Source organism: uncultured Psychrobacillus sp., from assembly GCF_938022135.1.
Classification (GTDB): domain Bacteria; phylum Bacillota; class Bacilli; order Bacillales_A; family Planococcaceae; genus Psychrobacillus.
Genome location: NZ_CALIED010000068.1, coordinates 75,973 through 100,041, shown reverse-complemented (window position 1 = coordinate 100,041; position 24,069 = coordinate 75,973). Strand labels below are relative to the sequence as shown.

The following is a 24,069-nucleotide window of genomic DNA, read 5'->3' as shown; positions in this document are numbered from 1 at the left end:
TTAACACTGTCCTGATTGTCAATCAATAAATCAAGAAGAATAGTTATTTCCCTATCCCCAGGTCACGAAGTGCAAAATATATATAATTTTTCGAATTAAAGATAACTAATTTTTAATATTCTAATCATATAAATAGAGTCTAGCACATAGAATGGTAGGTATGAATTTTTACATTCGATACTTATTTTAATAGGAAGGGTGCGAACCTCATAAAAAGACATTAGCTTAAAGAACGCTTAAAAGTAATATCAATTGTTCTAATAGGGGGAAACTAAGTGGATAAAAAACTGGTTAATAAGTTTTTTAAAGTGTTTTTGGTAATAGCTATGGTCTTTACGATGTTCAGTCCAATAATGACTGCATCAGCAAATGGAGATAAAAAACAATTCAAGCCAGACATTCCAAATGAAAGTACAATGGAGCTAAAGGCGGCAATAGCAGAACAAGTAGGTCTGTCGCTTGGTGGTCCAAAGCTTCACAAAGATTTACAGAATTTATCGGGTAAACAGGAAGTTGCTGTTATTATACATTTATCCGAAAAACCAGTTGCTTTAGAAAAGGGAATTAGTGAGTTAAAGGGAAGTTCATTCACGACTGCTCAAGAAAGTAACATTAGAAATAATGTAAGAGCTCAACAATTAGCTGTAAAAAAAGAAATTAACCTAAAAAAGATATCAATGAAACAAGGATATACATTTGACACTGTTTTAAATGGTTTTGCGGCGGTTGTTAAAGCTGAAGACCTACCAAAACTATTAGAAGTTAAGGGTGTAACGCTAGTAGAGCCAGATGCAATCGTCTATGCATCGGAAGCACCTCAAAAAATGAAAACAGATAAATCATCTGTTATTAAAAAAGAAGACAAAGTAGATGCCCTAATGAATACAAGCATTTCATTCCTAGGCATTGAAAGGCTTTGGAATGAAGGAATAGAAGGACAAGGCATTAAGGTTGCAGTACTAGATACAGGTATCGATGCAGACCATCCAGAGTTTGCTAACATCTACAAGGGCGGAAAGAATTTCATACCTAATTCATCTACGTATACAAGACCTCGTGCAGACGATGATGCATCGGAAACTTTACCTTCCGAACGTCCTGCTGGAACTCCTGAATTTAATGCGAATGGAAGCTCATTCTATACATCTCATGGTACACATGTTGCTGGTACAATCGCAGCGATCGGGGCTAATGAGTTCGGAATCAAGGGAATTGCTCCAAAAGTAGATTTATATGCTTACCGCGTATTAGGTGCCTACGGTAGTGGATCTACTTCAGGTATCATTAAAGCTATTGATACTGCGGTAGTAGAAAAAATGGATGTTATTAACCTTTCTCTTGGTGGGGGAGCTAACACTGAAACAGATAGTGGTTCTTTTGCAATTAATAATGCGATGATGGCAGGGACTATTTCTGTAATTGCTACAGGAAACTCAGGTCCTAACCGTGGGACAATGGGAACTCCTGCTACTGCAAGATTAGGAATTGCTGTTGGTAACACGACTAATCCGGAAAAAATGCATAATGGACAAGTGAAAGTTACGGTTGGTGAGTATAATTTAACAAAGCAACTGCAACTAATGGGGACAACTTTTGGTACAGACGTTTCCACTCAGCTTCAAGGTGAATTTGATTTAGTTGCTGTTCCTGGAAATGGAGAAGTAAAAGATTACAATGGACTGAATGTTCAAGGAAAGATTGTTCTAGTATCTCGTGGCGGAATTGCATTTGTCGATAAAATTGCAAATGCAAAGGAAAATGGAGCTATGGGAGCAATTATTCATAACTTTGCGGGAGGTACCGGTGCACCAAATGCCTCTGGAACATTCTTAGGAGACTCTTTTGACTTTATCCCAACGTTTGATATGTCTCAAACAGACGGGGACGCAATTCGTGCAGCATTAGTAAACGGATCAGGGAAGGTTTCATTCGGGAACTTTGGTTCTACACAAACTACTGGGGATGATGTGAACAGCTCAAGCTCACGTGGGCCATCTACTCCTAACTTTGATATTAAACCTGATGTGAGTGCACCGGGTACAAACATTATGTCTACAATACCTATGTACAAAGCAGATTTCCCGGAAGCTGTGTATGGTGAAGCTTATGATCGTAAAACAGGAACGTCTATGGCAACTCCTCATATCGCAGGGATTGCGGCTCTTGTTAAACAAGCAAATCCAACATGGAATGCTTTCGATGTAAAGGTTGCGCTTTCCAATACAGCTAAAATTCTAGACAAGACCAAATTTGATGTGTTTTCGCAAGGCGCTGGCCGTGTAGATGCGTATGCAGCTGCTCATCCAAATGTACTTGCGTATGCAATTGACACAGCTGTATTAGATGGAACTGGGGCAGTTGTTGAAAACTTGAAAGGGACGGTCACATTTGGTCCACAATCTTTGAAGGACAAAAACCTTTCTGTTACAAAACAAATTCTAGTAAAAGATTTAAAGAATACAGGTGGAAACTATAATGTAGCTGTAGATGTTACAAAGACATTTGAGGATGCTAAAGTGACGGTTGATAAACCGACATTTACATTAGCAGGTGAGCAGTTGTTAAATGTCACGTTGACTGCTTCTAAAGTAGCAACAGCACCAAAGGGATCTGAAATTCTAGGTTATATCCGTATTAACGGTGGAGGTTCAGAGGTTTCATTACCATTTGCTGCAGACTTTTCTACTGTTACAGCACCTGCTACAGAAATTAAAGATATGTCTATTACAGAAACAGACCTTTCCTTTAATGGAGATGGTGTGAAGGACACAGCTAACCTTTCATTCACATTAACTGGTCCTGTGGCAACAAACTATATCGAACTTTGGGATATTATGAATCCTGAAGGCGGGGAGTATGGAGACGGTTACATCGGTTATTTACATGCAGGTGATTCACTTGCAGCAGGTAAATGGACGCTACCGATTACTGGTGAGTACAAACCTTGGGGTACTGCACCTGCAACAACTATTCCAGACGGTCTGTACACAATTGACTTTACTGGTCAAACAACAACAGGAGCAATCATTGGTGATTATGTAGGTCCTATCGTTGTTAAGACCACCAAACCAGCAATTGCAGGCTCTGTGAAGGACGGAGTGGCAACCGGGAAAGTAACGGACAAATATATTACGTATAACGAAGAGTTATATTTATACGGGTTAGAATATGATTTGAATACAAAACTAAATGCTTCCTATGTTGCAACTATTAATGGTAAGACAATGGAGCCTGTAAAATTCAATTTAGCACAGGACGGGGCATTTACATTCCCAGTTACTGCAGGAACTAACTCTATCAAAGTAGTTGTCAAAGACGCAGCAGGCAATGTAGGAGAAGAGTTAATTTATGAAAATAAAAATACAGATCCATTAGTAACACTAGCTGTAAATCCATCTGCATTAGACTTAGAAACTGGAAAAACAACCCAAGTTACAGTTACGGAAACTTCTACTCCAGCAGAAGGAACAGCGACTGACAAGGATGTAACTGCAGAAGCTACTTATACTGTAGCGGATGAGAGTGTAGTAAAGGTTTCTAAAGGATTAGTAACTGCAGTAAGTAAAGGTATTACTAAAATCACTATCACTCATGGAGAAAATACTGTGATTGCAAATGTCACTGTAAAAGACCCAGCAATTGTCCCTGGGGTTAAGCTTGTTTCCAACAAAACCCAGGTTGAATTGGAGCCAAAAAAAGCTGAACAGTTGACTATTAAAGAGGTAACAACAACAGCTGATGGTAAAACAACAGAAAAAGATGTAACAAAATCTGCAACATACAAAGTAGCGGATAGTAAAGTTGCAACAGTAAAAAATGGTCTAATAACAGCCCAAAAAGCAGGTAACACAACAGTAAAAGTTCAATACGGTAAAAATGAACTAACTGTACAAGTAACTGTTAAAGATCCAACTGTAACACTTTCTGCGAATATGACCGAGGTTAATTTAGAACCAGGAAAAGATACTCGGTTAAAAATCAATCAAGTAACCACATCTTTGGATGGAAAAATAAAAGAGCAAGATGTAACAATGTTAGCAACTTATAAAGTGGCAAATAATAAGGTAGCAACCGTTAGTAATGGTGTAGTAAAAGGAAAAGCTGCAGGTAATACAACAATTACAGTCAAATTTGGAAATAATGAATTGACAGTAAAGGTGACAGTATCAGAACCAACACTAACACTAAGCATAGACAAAAAAGAAATTAATCTTGAACCTGGAAAACAGTCACAACTTAAAGTGATGGAAGTAGCTACTTCAGCAGATGGAAAGGTAACGGAAAAAGATGTTACTTCTAAGTCAAGTTATGTAGTTTCCAATACGAAAGTTGTTTCTGTAAGTAATGGGATAGTAAAAGCAAAAGGTGCTGGAAATGCAACAATTACCGTTAAATATGGTAAAAATTCATTAAAAGTTGATGTAACAGTTACAGAACCAAGAGTGTCATTAAGTGTAGACAAAAATCCAATTAATTTGGAACCAGGAAAAGCAATACAGCTAACCGTTAAAGAAATAACAACATCAGCAGATGGGAAAACTTCTGAACGAGATGTTACATTTGCCTCAACTTATAAAGTGAAAGATAGCAAAGTAGCTACTGTAAATAGAGGCTTAGTAAAAACAAAGGCTATAGGATCAACAATCATAACTATTAAGTATGGTAAAAATGAGCTAACAGTTAATGTATCTGTTGCAGAGCCAGAAGTAACATTAAAAGCCGATATGTTAAAACTAGATTTAAAGCCTGGAACAGAAACACAACTTACAATAACAGAAGTTACTACAACAGGTGAGGGCAAAACAGAAAAAGATGTTACGAGAGCTGCTAAGTATAAAGCTGAAGACGATGAAATAGTTTCCGTAATCAATGGCTTAGTAAAGGCGAAAAACTACGGAGAAACTACTATCACTGTTAAATATGGGGATAAAGAAATAACAGTAGTTGTGGTTGTATCTGATCAAGGAAAAATGGGTATTAAATCAGTGGATACGGATTTAAATACATCTAACTAAAGGAAAAATTAAAAAATCAAAAAGAAGTAGCAGACGTAGAAACGTCTTGCTGCTTCTTTTTTTATAGGGAGAGTTGTGTCTGTCCCTGTGTCACAAACAATTTACAAACAATTCATTTAAACAAGAAGTTGATGCCTTACTAAAAAACTACATCTATATTTCAGAAAGATAGTCAAAGGTAGGTTACTTTTGTTGCAGTTAGTGAATGCTATTCTAAAGGATTAAGTTGGTCATGTTTTGTTTAAATAATTAAATTGGTAGTTTTAGCAATTGGAGTAGTTATCATGCAAGTTAGATTACTTTTTATTGATGTTGCTATTGCTAGAGAAATGAAAAGTAATCATTAGTTCCTTTTTTCTATTCTATCTATAAGAGTTAGGGTTTGATACAATGTAACAAGTCGAGAGGAAGAATCTATTACTTTTGTTGTTATTATTTGTAACAAATTAGAAAATTTAAATTATTTAAGTCGGAGTTGAATTATGAAGAATTTTAAATGGAAAGAACTTATTTTTACACTAATATTAATGATGATTGTTGGGCTCATCATAGGTTATAGTCTAGCTACTACGAAATCATTAGATCAATCGGATTACATAGAAATACATAAGTTTGGAGCTATCGGAGATGGAAAAACAGATGATACTCTCGCTTTTCGGAAGGCCTCTAAGGAAAGAGGGATTATAAGCTTAGAATCTGGCAAAACTTATTTGATTAGCAAAACGATTTTTCTCGATTTAAGCACGATCAAAGGAATACAAGGGAACAATGCCAAGATTCTTGTTAGAGGAGATATTCCTGCCTTTCATTTGACAGGGAATAAATTAGAGGATGGAGCTGAACCACCATCCAATGTGGGATTAGAAGATGAATTTTCAGCAGTAATTGAAGGACTTCACGTATACTCTAACAATCACCAAGGAACAGCGTTAGTTTTAGATGGCTCCTTTGGAGTAAATATATCAAATTCCCACTTTTATAGCTTAAAAAAAGGGATAGAGCTTATCAATAAAAATAGGAATGTTATTTTTACAGAAAATCAAATATGGGATATGGCTGATTACGCGATTCACTATAATAACACAAACACACATCAGAGCATCATCACCAATAATCATATTTCCTACGCGAAGATTGCCATTTTATTTGAAAATGGTGATGTACATAACACGCAACTAAATAGTAATGATATTGAGGTAGGACACTCGGAAAATGACAATACACTTAATGCGGTTAAAGTTATTGCAAGCGAGGTAAACTCGCAATTTTCCCAAGCTCAGATTGTAGGAAATACGATTGAGGATCACTTTCATGCTAAAGAAGGTTTATTGAACTTTTATGCAGAAACCTTTGATCCTTCGAAGATAGGAACAGACGATGTACCTTATATAGGTATGGTTGAATTAGTAGGAAATGAATTTTCAGGATCATCGAAGGCGGTTGTCTTAGAAAATAGTAATGATTTAATCGTAAACGGAAATACCTTTAAGATTATCACAGAAGTGTTTATCTCTATTTTTACAGGCGGGGAAGGTATTAATATAACTGGAAACACTTTTTCGGGAAAAATAAATAAAGATTCGGGCGGGAGGGTCCTTGAAGTAAAAGGAGGAAAAACTGGATTTAACTCCTCCTTCAGGTACTTTATGTTTAACAATAATTCTGCTTATAATTTATCCGAGAATCTCATTAATATAAAGAGAAAAGACGGAGTGAAGGAAGAATTTAACGTATCCAATCTAAGTATGAGCAATAATATCTTCAATACAACTAAGGCAACAGATTATGTGATAGATATTAACGTACCCTCCTTAACAAATACAATCTTTAGCTCTAACATTATTACTACAGGTAGTAATAATGCGCTAAAAATAACTGGTGAAAATGAAAGTAGTTTAGTGATTAGGGATAATATTGTTAATGGGTTGGAGTAATTGTATCTGTCCCTGTGTCAGACACAATTTATCAAAAGAAGTAGTCAAGGGGAACCCTGGCTGCTTCTTTTTTAGAGGTAAACCTAGAGAGAGAGCTGGGGGAGCTTTATCCTCGTTCGCAGGGATTTATGACGAGGCGCGAGAGATTTATGATCGTTCACCTAAATTTAGGACCGGTAAAGCGAATTGGTTATCGCAGCACAAATAAAAAGGGAGTAAGATACTTCTTACTCCCATGATATACTCAACTATAAAAGAGTTATTAATAGGGGGGTTAAGTGATGGATAATCAATACTTCGTAGGCTGGGGTACTATTGGCGTTGATAAATGCTGGCCTTGCACAAGGGAAGAATAGAACGGGGTTAAATTGGTTTTTTCTTTCTCTTATATTAGGTCCATTGGCAACACTAATTTTGTTGTTTGTTGAAAAGAGACAATAACACTGCGCGCGTTTGTGTCTATCCCTGTGTCACACACAATTCACACACAATTTATCTTTAGAGATTCTACCAATATTTAAAAGAGACCAAGAACATATCGCTCTTGGTCTCTTTCCATAAATCACCTTGTAAGAAACAATGAAATTTCTGGGAAAATAATAATCAGCACGAGTACTATCGCAAAGATGGCGAAGAACGGGACGACCCCTTTTATTACCCTGTCGACTTTTTCCTTGGATATTGCACTGACGACGAAGAGATTTAGTCCTACAGGTGGTGTGATCATACCGAGTTCCATGTTTACTACCATGATTATTGCAAAGTGGATAACGTTGATATCCAGCGTTGTAATGATTGGTAGAAGGATAGGCAGAGTGATTAAAATAATCGCAGTTGGTTCTAAGAACATCCCTAGGATGAAGAATAAAACGCTTACAATTATTAAGAATGTCCATTTATTAAAGCCGCTTTCGCTTACCCATGATGCGAACCCTTGAGGAATTTGTTCGGTTGTTAAGAACATTCCTAGTATGAGTGCTGCAGCGATGATTAAAAATATCATAGAGGTAGTGGTAATGGACTCATTTAGTATGTGTTTAAATTTAGCCCAATTCAATTCCCTGTATACGAAAATAGAGATGATAATCGCGTATAGGGATGCTAGGAAGGATGCTTCTGTTGGTGTAACAACCCCGCTATAGATTCCGCCTAATATAACAACAGGCATTATTAGACCCCATACTGCTTTTAACGTTGGTCTCCATCTATCTTTAAGAGGGACTTTCTCTAACCCGCCATAGCCCTTCCGATGTGCAACAATTACCGCATAAACCATTAAGGATAGACCAAGTAATATACCGGGTAAGATCCCTGCAGAGAATAGCTTTCCAGTGGATTGTTCTGATACTGAACCATATAGAATAAGTGGGATGGAAGGAGGAATTAAGATTCCTAATGTACCCGCAGCAGCTACTAATCCCATGGAATATGTTTTATCGTATCCCGCTTTCACCATCATAGGAATCATTATTGCTCCGATTGCCGCAGCAGTAGCCGGGCTTGATCCAGAAATAGCTGCAAAAATCATACAAGTTAGCACCGTTACAACAGATAACCCGCCTTTTGTATGTCCAACCCAGGATTTGATACATTCTATTAAATATTTGGAGATACCCCCCTTTGCCATGACCAATCCAGCAAAAACGAAACCTGGTATAGCCATCAGCGTTGTACTATTTACCCCTGTAAACATTTTTTGAATGACCGTATCCAGCGAGAAGTCTACTAAATAGAGTCCAAAAATACTGGAGACTACTAAGCTTATAGCAATAGGGACTCTCAAGAAGGCTAAAACAAATAATAATCCAATGACGATTATTGCTTCCATTCTAAATCACCTCCATGAGTAATTTCCTCATGCTTCACAAAGAATCTATATGCTTTTTCACAGAAGCGGATAAGTAATAAAACCCCAGCAATCGGCATGATTAAATAGTTGATCCAAATAGGGAACCCAAGATCTATTGTTTTAATCTGCTGATCGTATGCAGTAAGAACCATATTAAAACCTGTCCATATGATGAATATGCTGAAACCAATCCCTATGATAAAAATGATGGCTTGAGAGACTTTTTTCATAGTAGGACCAAACTTATCATAAAATAGTTCGATGGCAATATGTTTATCTTCTTTTAAGGCTGTAGAAAAGCCTATGAAAATTGCCCATACAAGGAGCATCGTATAAACCTCTGTTGCCCAGCTTTGGGAAGCCCCCATGACGTATCGCATAAAGACGGAGTATAGACTAATACCAATTCCTAAAAGGAATAAAATACCAGATAAAGCGCTTTCAATAAAGTTTAAAACTTTCAATCAGATTCCTCCCCTATTAGTTTATGTATTTCGGATACAGGATTACAAGGTACATCATAATACAGTATATTTGAAAAAACAATATAAAATTCTAATAATACTAAATATTATAATTTTTCTTTACTTTCAGTTTTCGGTGTGATAATTTGTAAGTGAGTTGTATCCAAAGTACAGAGTAATAGATTTCGATCAACTTGTTTAAGAGGTTAAGTAGTTAGAAGGTCACCTGAGAGTACTTCTTTGTCCAAGATGCTTTCACTTTTTTGTAAGCCCTTTCATTTTAGGGTGTAAGAAAATTACTAAAAAACAATAGGGGGAAAAAGGATGAAAAAGTTTGCATTATCTTTATTTGTTTTAATTTCAGTTATCTTTCTAGTAGCCTGCCAAGGTGACGATGAAAAAATACCGGTCTCTGGTGAAGCTAGTGACGGAGTACAAGAAATGAAAATTAAATTTGCACATGTTGTAGCAGAAAACACCCCGAAGCATAAAGGTGCCTTAAAAATGAAGGAATACATTGAAAAAGAGTCAGGTGGAAAAATTGAAGTTGAGATTTATCCAAATAGTTCATTATTCGGCGATCAGGATGAATATCAAAATCTAGTAGCTAATAACATCCAATTTATAGCACCTGATTTAACAAAGTTTGTTGGGAACAATCCACAATTTAATGTTCCGGCTCTTCCTTTTATGTTTGATGATGATGACGAAGCCATTGCTTTCTGGGATGGGGAAAAAGGTAAAGAGGTTTTAGCAAGCCTTAAAAATGATGGGGTAATTGGATTATCCATGTGGCCAAATGGAGGAAAGCATTTGACTAATGGTAAACGTCCAATCAGTTCTCCGGAAGATTTAAAAGGATTGAAATTCCGTACACAAGGTGGGCAAGTACTTGAATCTATTTACCATGCCTTAGGAGCAGGTTCTGAATCGATTCCATTTGGAGAGTTATATACTGCCCTGGACCAAGGAGTAGTAGATGGCCAAGAGAATACATTTAGTAATATTGAATCTAAAAAATTTGATGAAGTACAAAAGTATATGACAGTAATGAATCATACACGTGTGGATTATGCTGTTTTCACTAATACAAAATTCTGGGATAGCATGAATGAAGCAACGAAAAAAATAGTCGAGGATGGTTTGGCTGCTGGTACAGAGGTAGCACGTGCAGAAGCTAAGAGTCTAAATGACAAAGCATTGGAAACGATTAAGGAAAGAGGAAATGTTGAAATCGTGGAATTAACGCCAGAGCAAGTGGAAGAATTCCGTAAGGTTTTGGAGCCGATTTACAAAGAATATGAAGAAGAAATTGGAGCGGATGTAATCGAAGCAGCACGTGAGGCTGCTAAATAGATTACTAGATTACTAATTTAGAATTGAAAAAGTTGGTGTTATAACCGACTTTTTCAATTTACATAGAGTAAAAAAGGATGGCGAGAAAAGATGGTAACAAAAACATTAGTAGATCATTGCTTATCAACTTCTTTTGAACAAATACCAGAGGATGTGAAGCTTCATGGAAAAAGAAGCTTGCTAAACTGGATGGGGGTTGCCATTGGAGCTTCAAGGCATCCGTCTATTGAAATGATGTTGGACGTAACAAAAGAATTGCAATCGGCAGAACAGGTTTCTGTATTCGGAAGAGAAGAAAAAGTGGATTTATTAATGGCAGCATTAATAAATGGTACGTCTTCTCATATTTTTGATTATGATGATACACATTTAGATACGATTCACCACCCTAGTGGACCAGTAGCTCCAGTTGTTTTTGCGTTAGGAGAGAACTTAGGGTTAAGTGGAGAGGAAATTTTGCACGCCTTTATATTAGGCTGCGAAGCAGAATTAAGAATCGCCAATGCAGTTTATCCAAGTCATTATCAGCTAGGCTGGCATATTACAAGCTCTACGGGAGTTTTTGGAGCAGCAATCGCAGCAGGTATTTTATTGAAGCTAGATTCTGAAAAGCTTGTTTGGGCTTTAGGTATAGCAGGAACACAAGCATTTGGTCTAAGAGATGTATTTGGAACAATGACTAAACCATTCCATCCTGGAAAAGCTGCACAAAATGGCTTGCTAGCAGCGTTATTGGCAAAGAGAGGTTTTACGAGCTCTGAAATGATTTTAGAATCGAAGCGTGGATTTGCTAATGTGTTAGCTCCGGAGCATGACTTAGAAAAAGTGAATGTGAACTGGGGAGAGGAATGGGAGCTATTAAAAAATAGTTTTAAGCCATATGCCTGCGGGATTGTTCTTCACCCTACAATTGATGCATGCGTTTATTTACATAAACGAGCTTCAGCTGATCAGCTTGAGTCAATTGAGCTAACGGTTAATCCTTATGTACTGGAGTTAACTGGTAAGGAAACTCCTCAGACAGGGCTAGAAGGAAAGTTCAGTGTTTATTTTACAGCTGCAATAGCATTCCTAGATGGCGATGCAAGTGAAAAACAGTATACAGATGAAAAGGTAAAAGATGAAAAGATTATAGAAGTGCAAAACAAAATTCGTGTAGTGATAGACGAAAACCTTAAAGAAGATGAGGTCGAGCTAGCTGCATTATTAACAGATGGAACTACAGTAACGCACAAAGTTTTGCATGCAAAAGGTAGCATTGATAACCCCATGCAAGAAGATGAGCTTCTGACCAAATTCGGTAGCCTTGTCGAAGAGCATATGGGAAAAGGCACAACAGACAGTATGGCTCAGTTTCTCTTAGACATAGATAAATATTCTGATATAAACGAACTTATTGTTCTGAATAACAAAGGAAATGGTGTACAAATATAAAACGTTAGGAGAATGGCTATGAACAAAGAGAGATTTGAAAAAGGATTAGAAATAAGACGAAGTGTCCTTGGAGCAGAGTACGTTGATCATTCTATTAATAATGCAACAGATTTCAATATGCCGATGCAAGAATTAGTAACCGAATACTGTTGGGGAGAAGTTTGGGCTAGACCTGGCCTTCCGAAGAAAACGAGAAGCATGATAAATCTCGCTATGATTACTGCTTTAAACCGACCGCATGAGTTAAAGCTTCATGTACGAGGAGCTATTAATAACGGTGTAACAAAAGAAGAAATTCAAGAGGTGTTACTACAAACTGCTATATATTGTGGAGTGCCAGCAGCGATCGATAGCTTTAGAACTGCAAAAGAAGTGTTAGATGAAATAGATAAAGAACAACAATAGAGAACAAATACCGGTGCAAATTTTTTTACATTATTTTTGGATACAAAATACATGACGGAGGTCTTAGATGAACTTTCCCAAGAGTGTACAGATAAATGAAGTTGTTCTACGAGATGGTTTACAGCTAGAAAAGAAAATCGTAAGTGTGGAAGAGAAAAAACTACTTTTTGATCAGTTAATAAAAGCTGGTGTGTCAACTATTGAGTTTGGATCATTCGTCCATCCAAGGTTAGTACCGCAAATGGCAAACAGCGGTGAATTGTATTCGCTTGTTACGAACCACGAGAAAGAACTTTCGCTGATCGCCTTAATTCCAAATTTAAAAGGAGCGGAAAATGCTCACTTGAACGATGTGAAAGAAGTAAATTTTGTTTTCTCCGCAAGTGATACGCATAACTTGCAGAATGTGCATAAAACAACAGCAGAATCACTAAAGGAATTAAAAGAAATTCAAGACTTTTGTTTAAAGAAAAATATTCTGTTAGGCGTTTCTATCGCAACTACCTTTGGATGTCCTTTTGAGGGTGAGGTACCAGTTGAAAGAATCAAAAGTGTATTAGCTGAAGTAATAGCTATACAAGTTAACAAGATTTCATTAGCAGACACAACTGGGATGGCAAATCCGAAACAAGTGTATGATTTGTTGATTGGTTTACGTAGTGATTTTCCTGGACAGAAATTTAACCTGCATTTTCATAACACAAGAGGAATGGGACTTTCCAATATTCTTGCAGCTATGGAAGCAGGAGTAGACAGTTTTGACGCATCATTAGGCGGGCTAGGCGGTTGTCCATTTGCACCGGGTGCAACAGGGAATGTCTGTACGGAGGACGTCATACACATGCTCCACAGTATGGGGATTGAAACTGGTCTATCCTTAGATAACTTACTAGAGGCGTCCAAGACACTCACCAAAATAGTAGAACATGAGACTCCAAGCTATATAAGAAGTGCAGGACCGTACAATCGTAAATATCCAGTTCCTACTATAACTAAATAATTTGGAGGATACATTCATGACAAATTGGAAGACGATAATAGTGAACGAGGAGTACAGTGCTGAAAATGTTTATATCATTGAATTGAATAGACCAGAAGCGATGAATTCCTTAAATACATTAATGGCAAACGAGCTAATTGAATGCTTGAAGGAATTACGAGAAAAAGAGGATTTACGCGTTTTGATCCTAACGGGAAGCGGTGAAAAAAGCTTCTGCGTGGGAGCAGATCTAAAAGAAAGAAAAGGTATGACGAACAAGCAGTGGAAGCAGCAGCACGATATTTTTGAAGATGCATACGGATTGTTACGAAACTTTCCATATCCAGTAATCGCAGCGGTTAATGGGTTTGCGCTTGGAGGTGGAATGGAAATGCTCTTAAGCTGTGACCTTCGTTATACTGCAGACCATGTGAAGATGGGATTGCCGGAAGTGACATTAGGAATCATTCCTGGTGTAGGTGGGACGCAGCTTTTACCAAGAGCTATTCCGGTTGGCTTAGCAAAGGAGTTTTTATTTAGAGGAAATAAGATAGATGCACAAAAAGCGCTAGAGGCAGGGATTACAAATGGCGTATTTCCTAAGGAAGAGCTCCTGACAAGTACTTTAGAAATAGCAAAAGAAATTGCAGGAAATGCACCGCTATCACTAAAAGCAATTAAACAAGCAATTAATAATGGGCTTCAAACGGATATCAACACAGCGTTAACGATAGAGCTAGACCAATATTATAAATGTGCCAATTCAGAAGATAGATTAGAAGGGGTACTATCCTTTAATGAAAAACGAAAACCAAATTGGCAAGGAAAATAAGGGAGGAATTTGGAATGGTATTAAGCACACAGGAAGATATAAATCTTATTAGGAAAAGTGTCCGTTCTCTATGCGAAAAGTTTCCAGAGGATTATTGGAAAGAAATAGATAAAAAGCAGGAGTATCCTGAGAAATTTATAAAAGCTTTAACTGACGAAGGTTGGCTATCCGTATTAATACCCGAAGAATATGGCGGGGCAGGCCTTGGTATGATCGAGGCGGGAATAATATTAGAAGAAATTAACCGCTCAGGAGGAAATGCAGGCGCTGGGCATGCACAGATGTACACAATGGGAGCTGTTCTTCGCCACGGAAATGAAGAACAAAAGAAAAGGTTCCTACCGAAAATTGCAAGTGGAGAATTACGTCTTCAAGCCTTTGGTATTACAGAACCAACTGCTGGTAGTGATACAACGAGCATAATTACTACTGCTGAGCGTCAAGGAGACAAATATATAGTAAATGGGCAAAAGATCTGGACATCTCGAGCTAATTACTCGGACTTAATGCTATTACTGGCAAGGACTACGCCGAAGGATAAAGTGGCGAAAAAGACAGATGGGTTAAGTTTATTCATTTTAGATATGCAAGATCAAAAGGATCGGATTACGATTCGTAACATTGAAACGATGATTAATCATGCTACGACGGAAGTGTTCTTCGAGAATGTTGAGATTCCAGTTGAGAATCTAATAGGAGAGGAAGGAAAAGGCTTCCGTTACGTATTAAGTGGGATGAATGCAGAGCGTATTTTAATCGCCTCAGAAAGTGTTGGGGACGGCTTGTATTTTATCGATAAGTCAGTGAAATATGCAAACGAGCGTGAAGTTTTTGGAAGACCTATTGGCCAAAACCAGGGAGTACAGTTCCCAATTTCTCGTTCTTATATGGAGATTGAAGCAGCTAAGCTGATGAGAGATAAAGCAGCTAACATGTTCGATGCAAACGAAAACTGTGGTGCAGAGGCAAACATTGCAAAATATTTAGCCTCCGAAGCAACTTGGAAAGCAGCAAATGCTGCTATGGACACATTTGGTGGTTACGGATTTGCTACTGAATACCATATTGAACGAAAGTTTAGGGAGGCTCGTCTATTTGTAATTGCTCCTGTAACTAATAATCTTGTTGTCAGCTATGTAGGTCAGCACGTCCTAGGATTACCGAGATCGTTTTAAAGCATTCAGGGTGACTGGTGCTATGTCCCCTAAAAAGGAGAATGAGTAAATGGATTTAAGTAAGGCTTTGGCAAAATACAGTGTTGACATGACCTACGAAAAGCTTCCTGCAGAGGTAATAGCGTTTACTAAGCTATGTATACTGGATTATTTCGGATCAGCTATAGCTGGTTCGGATAAACTACCAATTCAAATGATTAGTGACTTAATAGATGAAATGGGAGGCAAGGAGCAAGCTAGCCTTTTTACTGGAGGAAAAACCTCTGCCTTGCAAGCAGCTTTAGTAAACGGGGCATCGAGTCATGTCGTGGAACTAGACGACATCCATAAGGGATCTATTATCCATGCGGCAACAGTAGTTATTCCAGCTGCGTTAGCGATTGCGGAGTGGAAAGAATTATCCGGCAGGGACTTAATTACAGCTATCGTTGCAGGCTATGAAGTTTGTTTTAGAATCGGAGAAGCAGTTTCTCCATCCCACTATTATTATTGGCATAATACAGCTACATGCGGAACTTTTGGAGCAGCTATTGCGGCGGCTAAACTACTTCAGCTTACAGAGGAAGAGACGGTGCATGCATTAGGTAATGCCGGCACACAAGCAGCTGGCCTGTGGGAATTTATAGAGGATGGAGCAATGACCAAGCAGCTTCATTCAGGAAAAGCATCTATGAACGGCATTCTTGCAGCACTTTTAGCACAAAAAGGGTTTACTGGACCGCTTAAAATCCTGGAGGGTAATCGTGGATTTTTTAAAGCTATGAGTGATGAGTATGATACGACGAAAATAACAGAAGGCTTAGGTTCAGAGTTTAAGATTATGGAAAATTCCTTTAAGATTCATGCTTCCTGTCGTCATACGCATCATGCCATCGACTTGTTAATAGAAGTTTTCAAAGAGCGCAGCCCAAAATTTGAAGAAATTGAGTCAATAACAGTGAAGTCATACAAGGCAGCTATAGATATAACAGATAATGACGAACCGAAGACTGAGTATGCAGCTAAATTTAGCTTACAATTTTGCTCAGCATTGGCAATATTAAAAGGCAGCGCCGGTTTATCTGATTTTAATGAGGATACCTTATGGGACAGTCAAATACGGGCGCTTTTGAAGCGAGTAAACGTAGGGATAGACTCGAGGATCGATGCAAGTTATCCAGAAAAATGGGGCTCTATGGTCGAGGTTGTTTTGACAAATGGAGAGATTATTTCTAAAGAGACGGACTTTCCAAAAGGAGATCCTGAAAATGCGGTTACTTCAGATGAACTTATTGAAAAGTTTAAGCACATGACAGGACAACATCCACCGGAAAATAAACAACAAGTTATTGATAGCATCTTGGCACTAGAAATCATGGACAATGTATCAGCCCTGATGGCTAAAGTGTAAAGGGATATTTGTTAAAGAGAGAGGGGTGCAAGGATGGAAGAAAATTATAAGGAAAAAAATGAACTAATACAATCTATTCAAACGAATCTTCAATCGCTTAGTAGTAGTGAGTTAAACCAAATATCGTATTTACTCTCTCTTTATCAAACACCTTTTGAAAATAGAGATACAACAGATATACCTATGCATTTTTTAGGAAGATTTTTAGGGATAACACAAAATTCAGATGGAACAACCAAAATGGAGCTTGGAATTCAAAATGAGAATACATATGGAGTTGCGCAAGGTGGAGCCATTTATACGCTTTGCGATGTTGCAATAGGTTTTAGTATATTAAGCAATTTAAAAGAAAACGAAAAGGTTTTTACTCTGGAATTAAAAGTCAACTTTATTAAAAAGGGGCAGGGTGCTTATCTATTAGCAAGTCCTTCTATACTTTATCAAGGAAAAAGCACAGTCGTTTCAGAGTGTAATATCACAGACGAAAATGGGGACCTAGTAGCCAAGGGGCTTGGTACATTTTATATTGTTCGGGATAAAAAGAGAGGGGAGGATAAGGTATGAGCGTAATTCTTTATGAGACGGTAGTGGACCAGGTTGCAGAGATGTGTAAGAAATCGAATTATAACTTAGGTGATGATGTTTACACTGCTTTTAAGCAGGCGTTAAACACCGAAAAATCGGAAACTGGTAAAGAGATTCTTTCCCAATTAATCGAAAACGCGGATATTGCAAAAGCAGAACAAGTTCCAATGTGTCAGGACACGGGAACCGCAGTCTTTATCGTAGAACTAGGGCAAGGGTGTCAGATTGTTGGGGGGAGCCTAGTGCAAGCGATTAATGAAGGAGTTTCTAAAGGCTACAAGGACGGTTATTTGAGAAATTCAATCATTTATAATCCCTTAAATCGGAAAAACACAGGAAATAACACACCTGCTGTGATTCATATTGAGCTTGTGGAAGGGGATGAGCTTACACTTCATATGACGGCCAAAGGTGGAGGAGCAGAAAATATGAGTGATTTGAAAATGCTGAAGCCCTCTGCAGGAATGGATGGTGTAAAGGACTATATTCTATCTATCGTAAAAGAAGCAGGGCCAAATGCATGTCCTCCTCTTGTTGTTGGAGTTGGTGTTGGAGGAAACTTCGAACGATGCGCTTACTTAGCAAAAAAATCTTTGTTTCGACCAATAGGTGTACGGCATCAGGATCCGGTTATTGCACAATTAGAACAAGAGCTGATGGATGAGATTAATAGACTTGGTATTGGTCCTCAAGGTATGGGGGGAAGTACAACAGCATTGGATGTAAAGGTGGAAGTAGAGTCTTGCCATATAGCGGCACTACCAGTAGCTGTCAATCTTAACTGCCATGCCAGTCGCCATCAAACTATAACGTTAACGTGAGGAGAGCTACTGTGCAGAAAAAAGTTAACCTACCTTTACAAGAGGCAGATTTGATTTCTTTAAGAGCAGGAGATCGTGTTTTATTGTCAGGCGTTGTTTATACAGCCAGAGATGCGGCGCACAAAAGAATGATTGAGCAAGAAATTGAAGGTATACCTTTTCCTATCGACCTCACCAATCAAGTTCTTTACTATGTTGGACCAACTCCTGGTAGACCTGGAGAAGTTATTGGTTCAGCTGGCCCTACGACTAGCGGGAGAATGGACGCATATACACCGAGGCTGCTGGAAGCAGGACTAAAAGGCATGATTGGGAAAGGATATCGCAGTGAGGAAGTAAAGCAGGCGATGAGAACAAATAAAGCCATCTACTTTGGAGCAGTTGGAGGAGCAGCAGCATTAATAGCGCGTTCCATCAAATCATCGGAAGTGATTGCGTATGAAGACTTAGGGACAGAGGCCATTAGAAGATTAACGGTAGAGAACTTTCCCGTATTTGTTATAAATGATATTCATGGTGGGGACCTTTACGAAGAGGGAACAGCCAACTTTAAGCAATAGGTAGTTGAAATCTATTTGAAAAGAAGGGATAACCTTAATGAGAGTTGGAATTATTGGCTTAGGTAACATGGGTGGCAGGATGGCAAAGAGGCTTTTGGAACAAGGAGTAGAAGTAGGGATCTTCGACGTTAATAAAGAATTTATGCGAATATATGCCAGCTTTGGTGCAGAAGAAACAGAGAGTCCAGCTGATTTAGCAGCTAAATTTCAATATGTTATAACGGTTCTCCCTAATGTATATATCGTAAAGGAAATACTAGTTGGCGAGGAAGGATTGATGAAGGGGTTTAGCTCAAATAGCTTACTTATTGAAATGACTACTTCCATCCCTTCTGAAACGAAAGAAATAAACAAAATGATGGAACATGCAGGATTTAGAATGATAGATGCTCCAGTCAGTGGTGGAGTAAAAAAAGCAGAGGAAGGCACACTGTCGATAATGGTTGGAGGAGACGCTTCCAATTTTGAAGAAGTTGAACCTCTATTAGGAAAGATTGGTCAAAATGTAATTCACGTAGGTGATATTGGAGCAGGCCACACGGTGAAAGCACTAAACAATATGATTTCAGCAGCAACCTTGGCGGTAACAGGAGAAGCAATAGCTCTTGGTGTAAAGCTGGGTCTAGATCCAACTAAGATGCTAAGCGTGATAAATACAAGCACAGGAAAAAGCTTCTCGAGTGATTTTAAATTTCCGAACCAAGTACTAACTAGAAACTTCGAAGTAGGATTTACACTAGATTTAATGGTGAAGGACTTAAAAATTGCGATGAGCATGGCCGAAGATGAAAAGGTACCTATGTTTATATCAAGTGCCTCCTATCAATTATGGAAGCAAGCTTGGTCAGAGGGTAAAGGAAACGAAGACCATACGACTATAGTAAAGCACATAGAAGAAATGTTTGATGTAGAAATAAAAGCATAAGTGCATTGTTAATTCCAAATATATTAGGAAGATACTATGGAAACTCAAGGAGCATATTATGGATAAATTAAAACTTACAGAGCTAGATCGTTCAACCTTACAGTTTAAAGTTACTACTAAATTAAGAGATTTAATATTAAGAGGAGAATTTAAGATGGGAGACCGTCTTATGCAAGAAGAGTGGGCAGCGAAGTTAGGAGTAAGTAGAATGCCTCTGCGAGAAGCGTTGAAACAGCTTGAGGTAGAAGGGCTCGTTCGAATGGAGCCAAGAAGAGGTGCAATCGTCACCCCTATTTCTATTGATGATATTGAAGAGATTTATCAGCTGAGAGCCATGCTAGAGGGAGAGGCTGCTGTAAAGGCGCTACCTTTTTTAGACGAAGAGGACATTAGAGATTTAGAAGAACTATATGAGCAGATGATTCAATTAGATCATAGCGAGACAGACATGGAAAAGTACATGAAAATGAATGCAGATTTCCACCAAATAATTATAGAAGCATGCCCTTGGAGAAGGATTAAAGGGTACATCGATACCCTGTGGAAAGGGATACCTCCGTATACGCCAAGTGTCCTAGTGGATCATCTAGCAGAATCTCATAAGGAGCATAGCCTAATGGTGAAATATGTTAAAGAAAATGACCCTATTAAATTAAGGGATGTAATCGAGACGCATATTCTTCGTACGAAGGATAACTTAATAAAAATGATTGAAATGAGTGGAAGACAGTAAGTAAAAGGTAGGCATGGAAGGGGAAATATAATGAAAAGGTTAGAGATAGCTGTCATTCCGGGAGATGGAATAGGAAAAGAAGTAGTACCTGAAGCATTAAGAGTGCTAGATGCAATCGCAAAGGTTCATGGAGGCTTAACGTTCAACTATACTCATTATCCTTGGAGTTCGCAGTATTATGTTGAGCATGGGAAAATGATGCCGGATGATGGGTTAGATTTGCTAAGTCAAAGCGATGCTATTTTTTTAGGAGCTGTAGGAGACCCTTCTCTCGTAAAGGATCATATTTCCTTAGGCGGCCTCTTGTTAAAAATTCGAAGAGAATTTGAACAAGTCATTAATATTCGTCCTGCTAAGCATATTAAGGGAATAGTTTCTCCATTAAGCCATCCACGAGATTTCGATATTATGATTGTTAGAGAAAATAGTGAAGGTGAATATAGCAGTAGCGGCGGTCGAATCCATCAAGGGATAGATGAAATAGTAGTTCAGAACTCCGTTTTTACTAAAAAAGCTGTTTTGCAGGTCATGGAATATGCTTTTGAACTAGCTACAAAGAGAAATGGTCATTTAACTAGTGCAACCAAATCAAATGGAATCGCTCACTCGATGCCGTTTTGGGATGACGTATTAGCGGAGGTTTCTCAAAACTATAAGGATATTCCAACTAAAAGTGAACATATAGATGCCCTTTCCGCTTTTTTCATTACAAGACCTCACACATTGGATGTAGTGGTGGCTAGTAATCTCTTTGGAGATATTTTAAGTGATATTGGAGCAGCCATTATGGGAAGTATCGGAATTGCACCTTCTGGCAATATAAATTTAAATGGCAAATACCCTTCCATGTTTGAGCCTGTTCATGGCTCGGCTCCTGACATTTATGGAAAAGGAATAGCAAATCCGGTTGGGCAAATTTGGACAGCCAAAATGATGCTAGATCACTTTGGAGAAACAGAAATGGGAACTATCTTATTAGAGGCGATTGAACATACTTTACAGTCAGGCATCAAGACTTCTGATATTGGAGGGAAACATAGTACAACAGAGGTGACGGATGCTATTATTGCAAAAATTGAAGGCGTGAATTCCTAAATGGCGACATAAATACTCCTAAGAAAGGGGAAATCTATGAATCGTGCACGCTCCTATTTATTTGTGCCTGGAAGTAACAAGGAAGTAATTAGAAAAGCCATTCATTCAAAAGCTGACTCTGTGATTCTCGATTTAGAAGATGCGGTAGCGGTAAAGGAAAAAGATAGCGCAAGAGAAATAGTTAAAGAAGCATTGGTTAAGTTTAGGGAAGAAAAAGAATTGATTGTAAGAATCAATGACTTGGATACCCCTTTTTGGGAGAAAGATTTAAAATGCGCATTATCGAATGGGGCTGCAGGTATTATGGTCCCCAAATCAGAAAGCTCCGAGGGCATGAAGGCTGTTTGTGAGATCGCTCGACAATATTCAACCAATCAATTAAAGCCAGTTCAAGTAATTCCATTAATAGAAACCGCAAAAGGAATCCAGTTTGCTTATTCTATTGCGACAGCAGATGAGTTAATTGTGCGGATGGCTTTTGGTTCTATCGATTTTTCATTAGATATCGATTGTGAACTTACAACGAATGGATTGGAGTTATTATTCGCTCGTTCCCAGCTTGTCATTGCTTCCAGAGCCGCGGGCATTGTAGCTCCTATAGATACTGTCTATCCTAAGCTAGATAATGAAGCAGGTTTGGAAATGGAAGCGAAACTTGCCAAACAACTTGGCTTTAAAGGGAAATTAATCATTCATCCTAAGCAAATAGAAGCCGTCCACCAAACCTTTTCCGCTTCTCAAAAAGAAATCGATCAAGCAATAGCTGTTGTGGAAGCATTTGAAAATGCAGAACAAAACGGTATAGCATCGATAATGGTAAATAGTCAATTTGTAGATTATCCAGTGTACAAGAAAGCTAAAAATATAGTATTAGATTCCGAATGAAATATTCTGAATATTAGAATAAATAATAAAAAATAAAAGCTTTACTAAAGTTATTGGTTTATTTTGATGAACAATTCTTTTTTATAGTGACGACTAGAAAGATTATATAAGTGACCTTCAAATAACTATTAAGATCATAAATAAATTATTAAACAGGGGTTGGTGACAGTTTTTCTGCTTTGTTTATGCGAGTTAATTTATTAGCGCTTGATCGATCCTAAAGCTGTTCCATTTATTGATTGGAGCGCCAGACGGCGACTCCAGCGGGATGAGTGAGACAGATCAGACATCACAACCACGCGCGCAAAGCGTCCGGCTGGTGCGGAAATCAATTCTACTTTCTGATTTAAAGATTTCTTTTTCTATGCATCATAAATCAACCCTACTCTTTAACATAGCCAAAATAAAAAATAAAAAATAAAAAATAAAGGATGATTTGATTTGAAAATAACAAATATAGAAGTTAAGACTGTGCCAATTAGTAGTCCAATTAGAAATGCTTATATTGATTTTAGTAAAATGACTGCATCTGCATTAGCCATCACAACAGATGTGGTAAGAGATGGAAAGCCAGTCGTTGGTTATGGATTTAACTCGAATGGCCGATATGCGCCTACAAGTCTATTACTTGAACGATTTATTCCTAGATTACTTGAGGCTGAGTCGAAAGATATTTTAACAGATGATGGGACTAACCTTGATCCACATAAAATACATGCCATCATTATGGCAAATGAAAAACCGGGGGGACACGGAGAAAGAACGGTTGCGGTTGGTGTCATAGACATGGCTGTATGGGATGCAGTGTCCAAAATAGAAGGAAAGCCTTTATACCAGCTTCTTGCAGAACGATATGGGAATGGTCAGGTAGACGAAAAGGTATACATTTATGCAGCTGGAGGCTACTATTTCCCAGACAAAGGATTAACGGAACTCCAAGATGAAATGAAGGGTTATCTTGAGCTCGGCTATAAGGACGTGAAAATGAAGGTTGGCGGTGCTTCTTTAAGTGAAGATATAAAGCGTATCGAAGCAGTTCTAGAGATTTTACCTTCAGGAAGTGGACTGATGGTCGATGCAAATGGTCGCTTTGACTTAGACTATGCTATTGAATTTGGAGAGAAGATTAAAGACTATGAATTGATCTGGTATGAAGAAGCGGGAGACCCTCTGGACTTTCATCTGCAGGCTGAACTCTCCAAGAGATATCCACATGCCATCGCAACTGGGGAAAATATTTTTTCCTTACAGGATGCAACCAACTTAATCCGATATGCAGGCATGAACCCGGAGAAAGACTTTCTTCAATTTGATTGTGCGCTTAGCTATGGATTAGTAGAATATCTACGCATTTTAGAAATGTTGAATGAACACGGCTGGTCCTCTAGACGTTGTATACCTCATGGAGGTCATCAGATGTCACTGAACATAGCTGCGGGATTAGCACTTCATGGGAATGAATCATACCCAGGCGTATTTCAGCCATTTGGTGGATTTGCCGATAACTATGCCGTTGAAGACGGATATGTAAGGCTTCCGGACATTCCAGGCATTGGTTTTGAAGCAAAATCAGATTTGTATAGCTTGCTATCATCTATCGGGAAATAAGTAAGGTTATATCAAAGAGAAGGA

General features: G+C 38.2%; 19 protein-coding genes. 17 read left to right on the top strand and 2 right to left on the bottom strand.

What is annotated here, in order from left to right; genetic code table 11:
- Nucleotides 1–275 precede the first annotated feature (275 nt).
- The gene (locus Q0371_RS14085; protein ID WP_366518596.1) at nt 276–5,015 is read left to right on the top strand and encodes a S8 family serine peptidase; all 4,740 of its coding nucleotides are present in this window, start codon (nt 276–278) and stop codon (nt 5,013–5,015) included.
- A 482-nt stretch (nt 5,016–5,497) separates the two neighbouring features.
- Nucleotides 5,498–6,949, top strand: a complete 1,452-nt coding sequence (locus tag Q0371_RS14080; protein WP_298472120.1) for a hypothetical protein — start codon at nt 5,498–5,500, stop codon at nt 6,947–6,949.
- Nucleotides 6,950–7,511: 562 nt separating this feature from the next.
- Here Q0371_RS14080 and Q0371_RS14075 read toward each other — a convergent pair.
- Nucleotides 7,512–8,777, bottom strand: coding sequence for a TRAP transporter large permease (locus Q0371_RS14075; protein WP_298472118.1), 1,266 nt, complete (start codon nt 8,775–8,777; stop codon nt 7,512–7,514).
- Complete coding sequence (locus Q0371_RS14070; protein ID WP_169360698.1) at nt 8,765–9,262, bottom strand: TRAP transporter small permease; 498 nt, start codon at nt 9,260–9,262, stop codon at nt 8,765–8,767. The genes Q0371_RS14075 and Q0371_RS14070 overlap by 13 nt, the downstream gene beginning before the upstream one ends.
- Nucleotides 9,263–9,586: 324 nt before the next feature.
- Between Q0371_RS14070 and Q0371_RS14065 the strand changes: the two genes are divergently transcribed.
- The 15 genes from Q0371_RS14065 to Q0371_RS13995 all read left to right on the top strand — a co-directional run bounded on the left by Q0371_RS14065 (nt 9,587) and on the right by Q0371_RS13995 (nt 24,045).
- A complete protein-coding gene (locus tag Q0371_RS14065; RefSeq protein ID WP_169360697.1) occupies nt 9,587–10,618 on the top strand; it encodes a DctP family TRAP transporter solute-binding subunit in 1,032 nt (343 codons plus the stop codon).
- A gap of 90 nt (nt 10,619–10,708) precedes the next feature.
- The gene (locus tag Q0371_RS14060; RefSeq protein WP_298472115.1) at nt 10,709–12,052 is read left to right on the top strand and encodes an MmgE/PrpD family protein; all 1,344 of its coding nucleotides are present in this window, start codon (nt 10,709–10,711) and stop codon (nt 12,050–12,052) included.
- 18 nt (nt 12,053–12,070) lie between these two features.
- Nucleotides 12,071–12,457, top strand: coding sequence for a 4-carboxymuconolactone decarboxylase (gene pcaC, locus Q0371_RS14055; RefSeq protein WP_298472113.1), 387 nt, complete (start codon nt 12,071–12,073; stop codon nt 12,455–12,457).
- 67 nt (nt 12,458–12,524) lie between these two features.
- Nucleotides 12,525–13,457: a hydroxymethylglutaryl-CoA lyase gene (locus Q0371_RS14050; RefSeq protein ID WP_298472111.1), complete on the top strand. Its 933-nt coding sequence runs from the start codon at nt 12,525–12,527 to the stop codon at nt 13,455–13,457.
- A 16-nt stretch (nt 13,458–13,473) separates the two neighbouring features.
- Nucleotides 13,474–14,268, top strand: coding sequence for an enoyl-CoA hydratase-related protein (locus tag Q0371_RS14045; protein WP_298472109.1), 795 nt, complete (start codon nt 13,474–13,476; stop codon nt 14,266–14,268).
- Between the two features lie 14 nt (nt 14,269–14,282).
- Complete coding sequence (locus Q0371_RS14040) at nt 14,283–15,443, top strand: acyl-CoA dehydrogenase family protein (protein ID WP_251552555.1); 1,161 nt, start codon at nt 14,283–14,285, stop codon at nt 15,441–15,443.
- Nucleotides 15,444–15,492: 49 nt separating this feature from the next.
- Complete coding sequence (locus Q0371_RS14035; protein WP_298472106.1) at nt 15,493–16,833, top strand: MmgE/PrpD family protein; 1,341 nt, start codon at nt 15,493–15,495, stop codon at nt 16,831–16,833.
- 33 nt (nt 16,834–16,866) lie between these two features.
- Nucleotides 16,867–17,397 carry a PaaI family thioesterase gene (locus Q0371_RS14030; RefSeq protein WP_298472104.1) on the top strand — a complete coding sequence of 177 codons (531 nt, stop codon included), beginning with the start codon at nt 16,867–16,869 and terminating at the stop codon, nt 17,395–17,397.
- On the top strand, nt 17,394–18,239 hold the full coding sequence (locus tag Q0371_RS14025) for a fumarate hydratase (RefSeq protein ID WP_169360689.1): 846 nt from the start codon (nt 17,394–17,396) through the stop codon (nt 18,237–18,239). The genes Q0371_RS14030 and Q0371_RS14025 overlap by 4 nt, the downstream gene beginning before the upstream one ends.
- An 11-nt stretch (nt 18,240–18,250) precedes the next feature.
- Entirely contained in the window at nt 18,251–18,799 is a 549-nt protein-coding gene (locus Q0371_RS14020; RefSeq protein ID WP_298472102.1) for a Fe-S-containing hydro-lyase, read from the top strand.
- 37 nt (nt 18,800–18,836) lie between these two features.
- Nucleotides 18,837–19,724 (top strand): NAD(P)-dependent oxidoreductase, encoded by an 888-nt coding sequence (locus tag Q0371_RS14015; RefSeq protein WP_298472100.1) that lies wholly within the window; start codon nt 18,837–18,839, stop codon nt 19,722–19,724.
- A 58-nt stretch (nt 19,725–19,782) separates the two neighbouring features.
- Nucleotides 19,783–20,457 carry a GntR family transcriptional regulator gene (locus tag Q0371_RS14010; protein ID WP_169360686.1) on the top strand — a complete coding sequence of 225 codons (675 nt, stop codon included), beginning with the start codon at nt 19,783–19,785 and terminating at the stop codon, nt 20,455–20,457.
- Nucleotides 20,458–20,487: 30 nt separating this feature from the next.
- Nucleotides 20,488–21,552, top strand: coding sequence for a tartrate dehydrogenase (locus Q0371_RS14005; RefSeq protein WP_298472098.1), 1,065 nt, complete (start codon nt 20,488–20,490; stop codon nt 21,550–21,552).
- A 36-nt stretch (nt 21,553–21,588) separates the two neighbouring features.
- Entirely contained in the window at nt 21,589–22,437 is an 849-nt protein-coding gene (locus Q0371_RS14000; protein ID WP_298472096.1) for a CoA ester lyase, read from the top strand.
- 441 nt (nt 22,438–22,878) lie between these two features.
- Nucleotides 22,879–24,045 (top strand): mandelate racemase/muconate lactonizing enzyme family protein, encoded by a 1,167-nt coding sequence (locus tag Q0371_RS13995; RefSeq protein ID WP_298472094.1) that lies wholly within the window; start codon nt 22,879–22,881, stop codon nt 24,043–24,045.
- Nucleotides 24,046–24,069 lie beyond the last annotated feature (24 nt).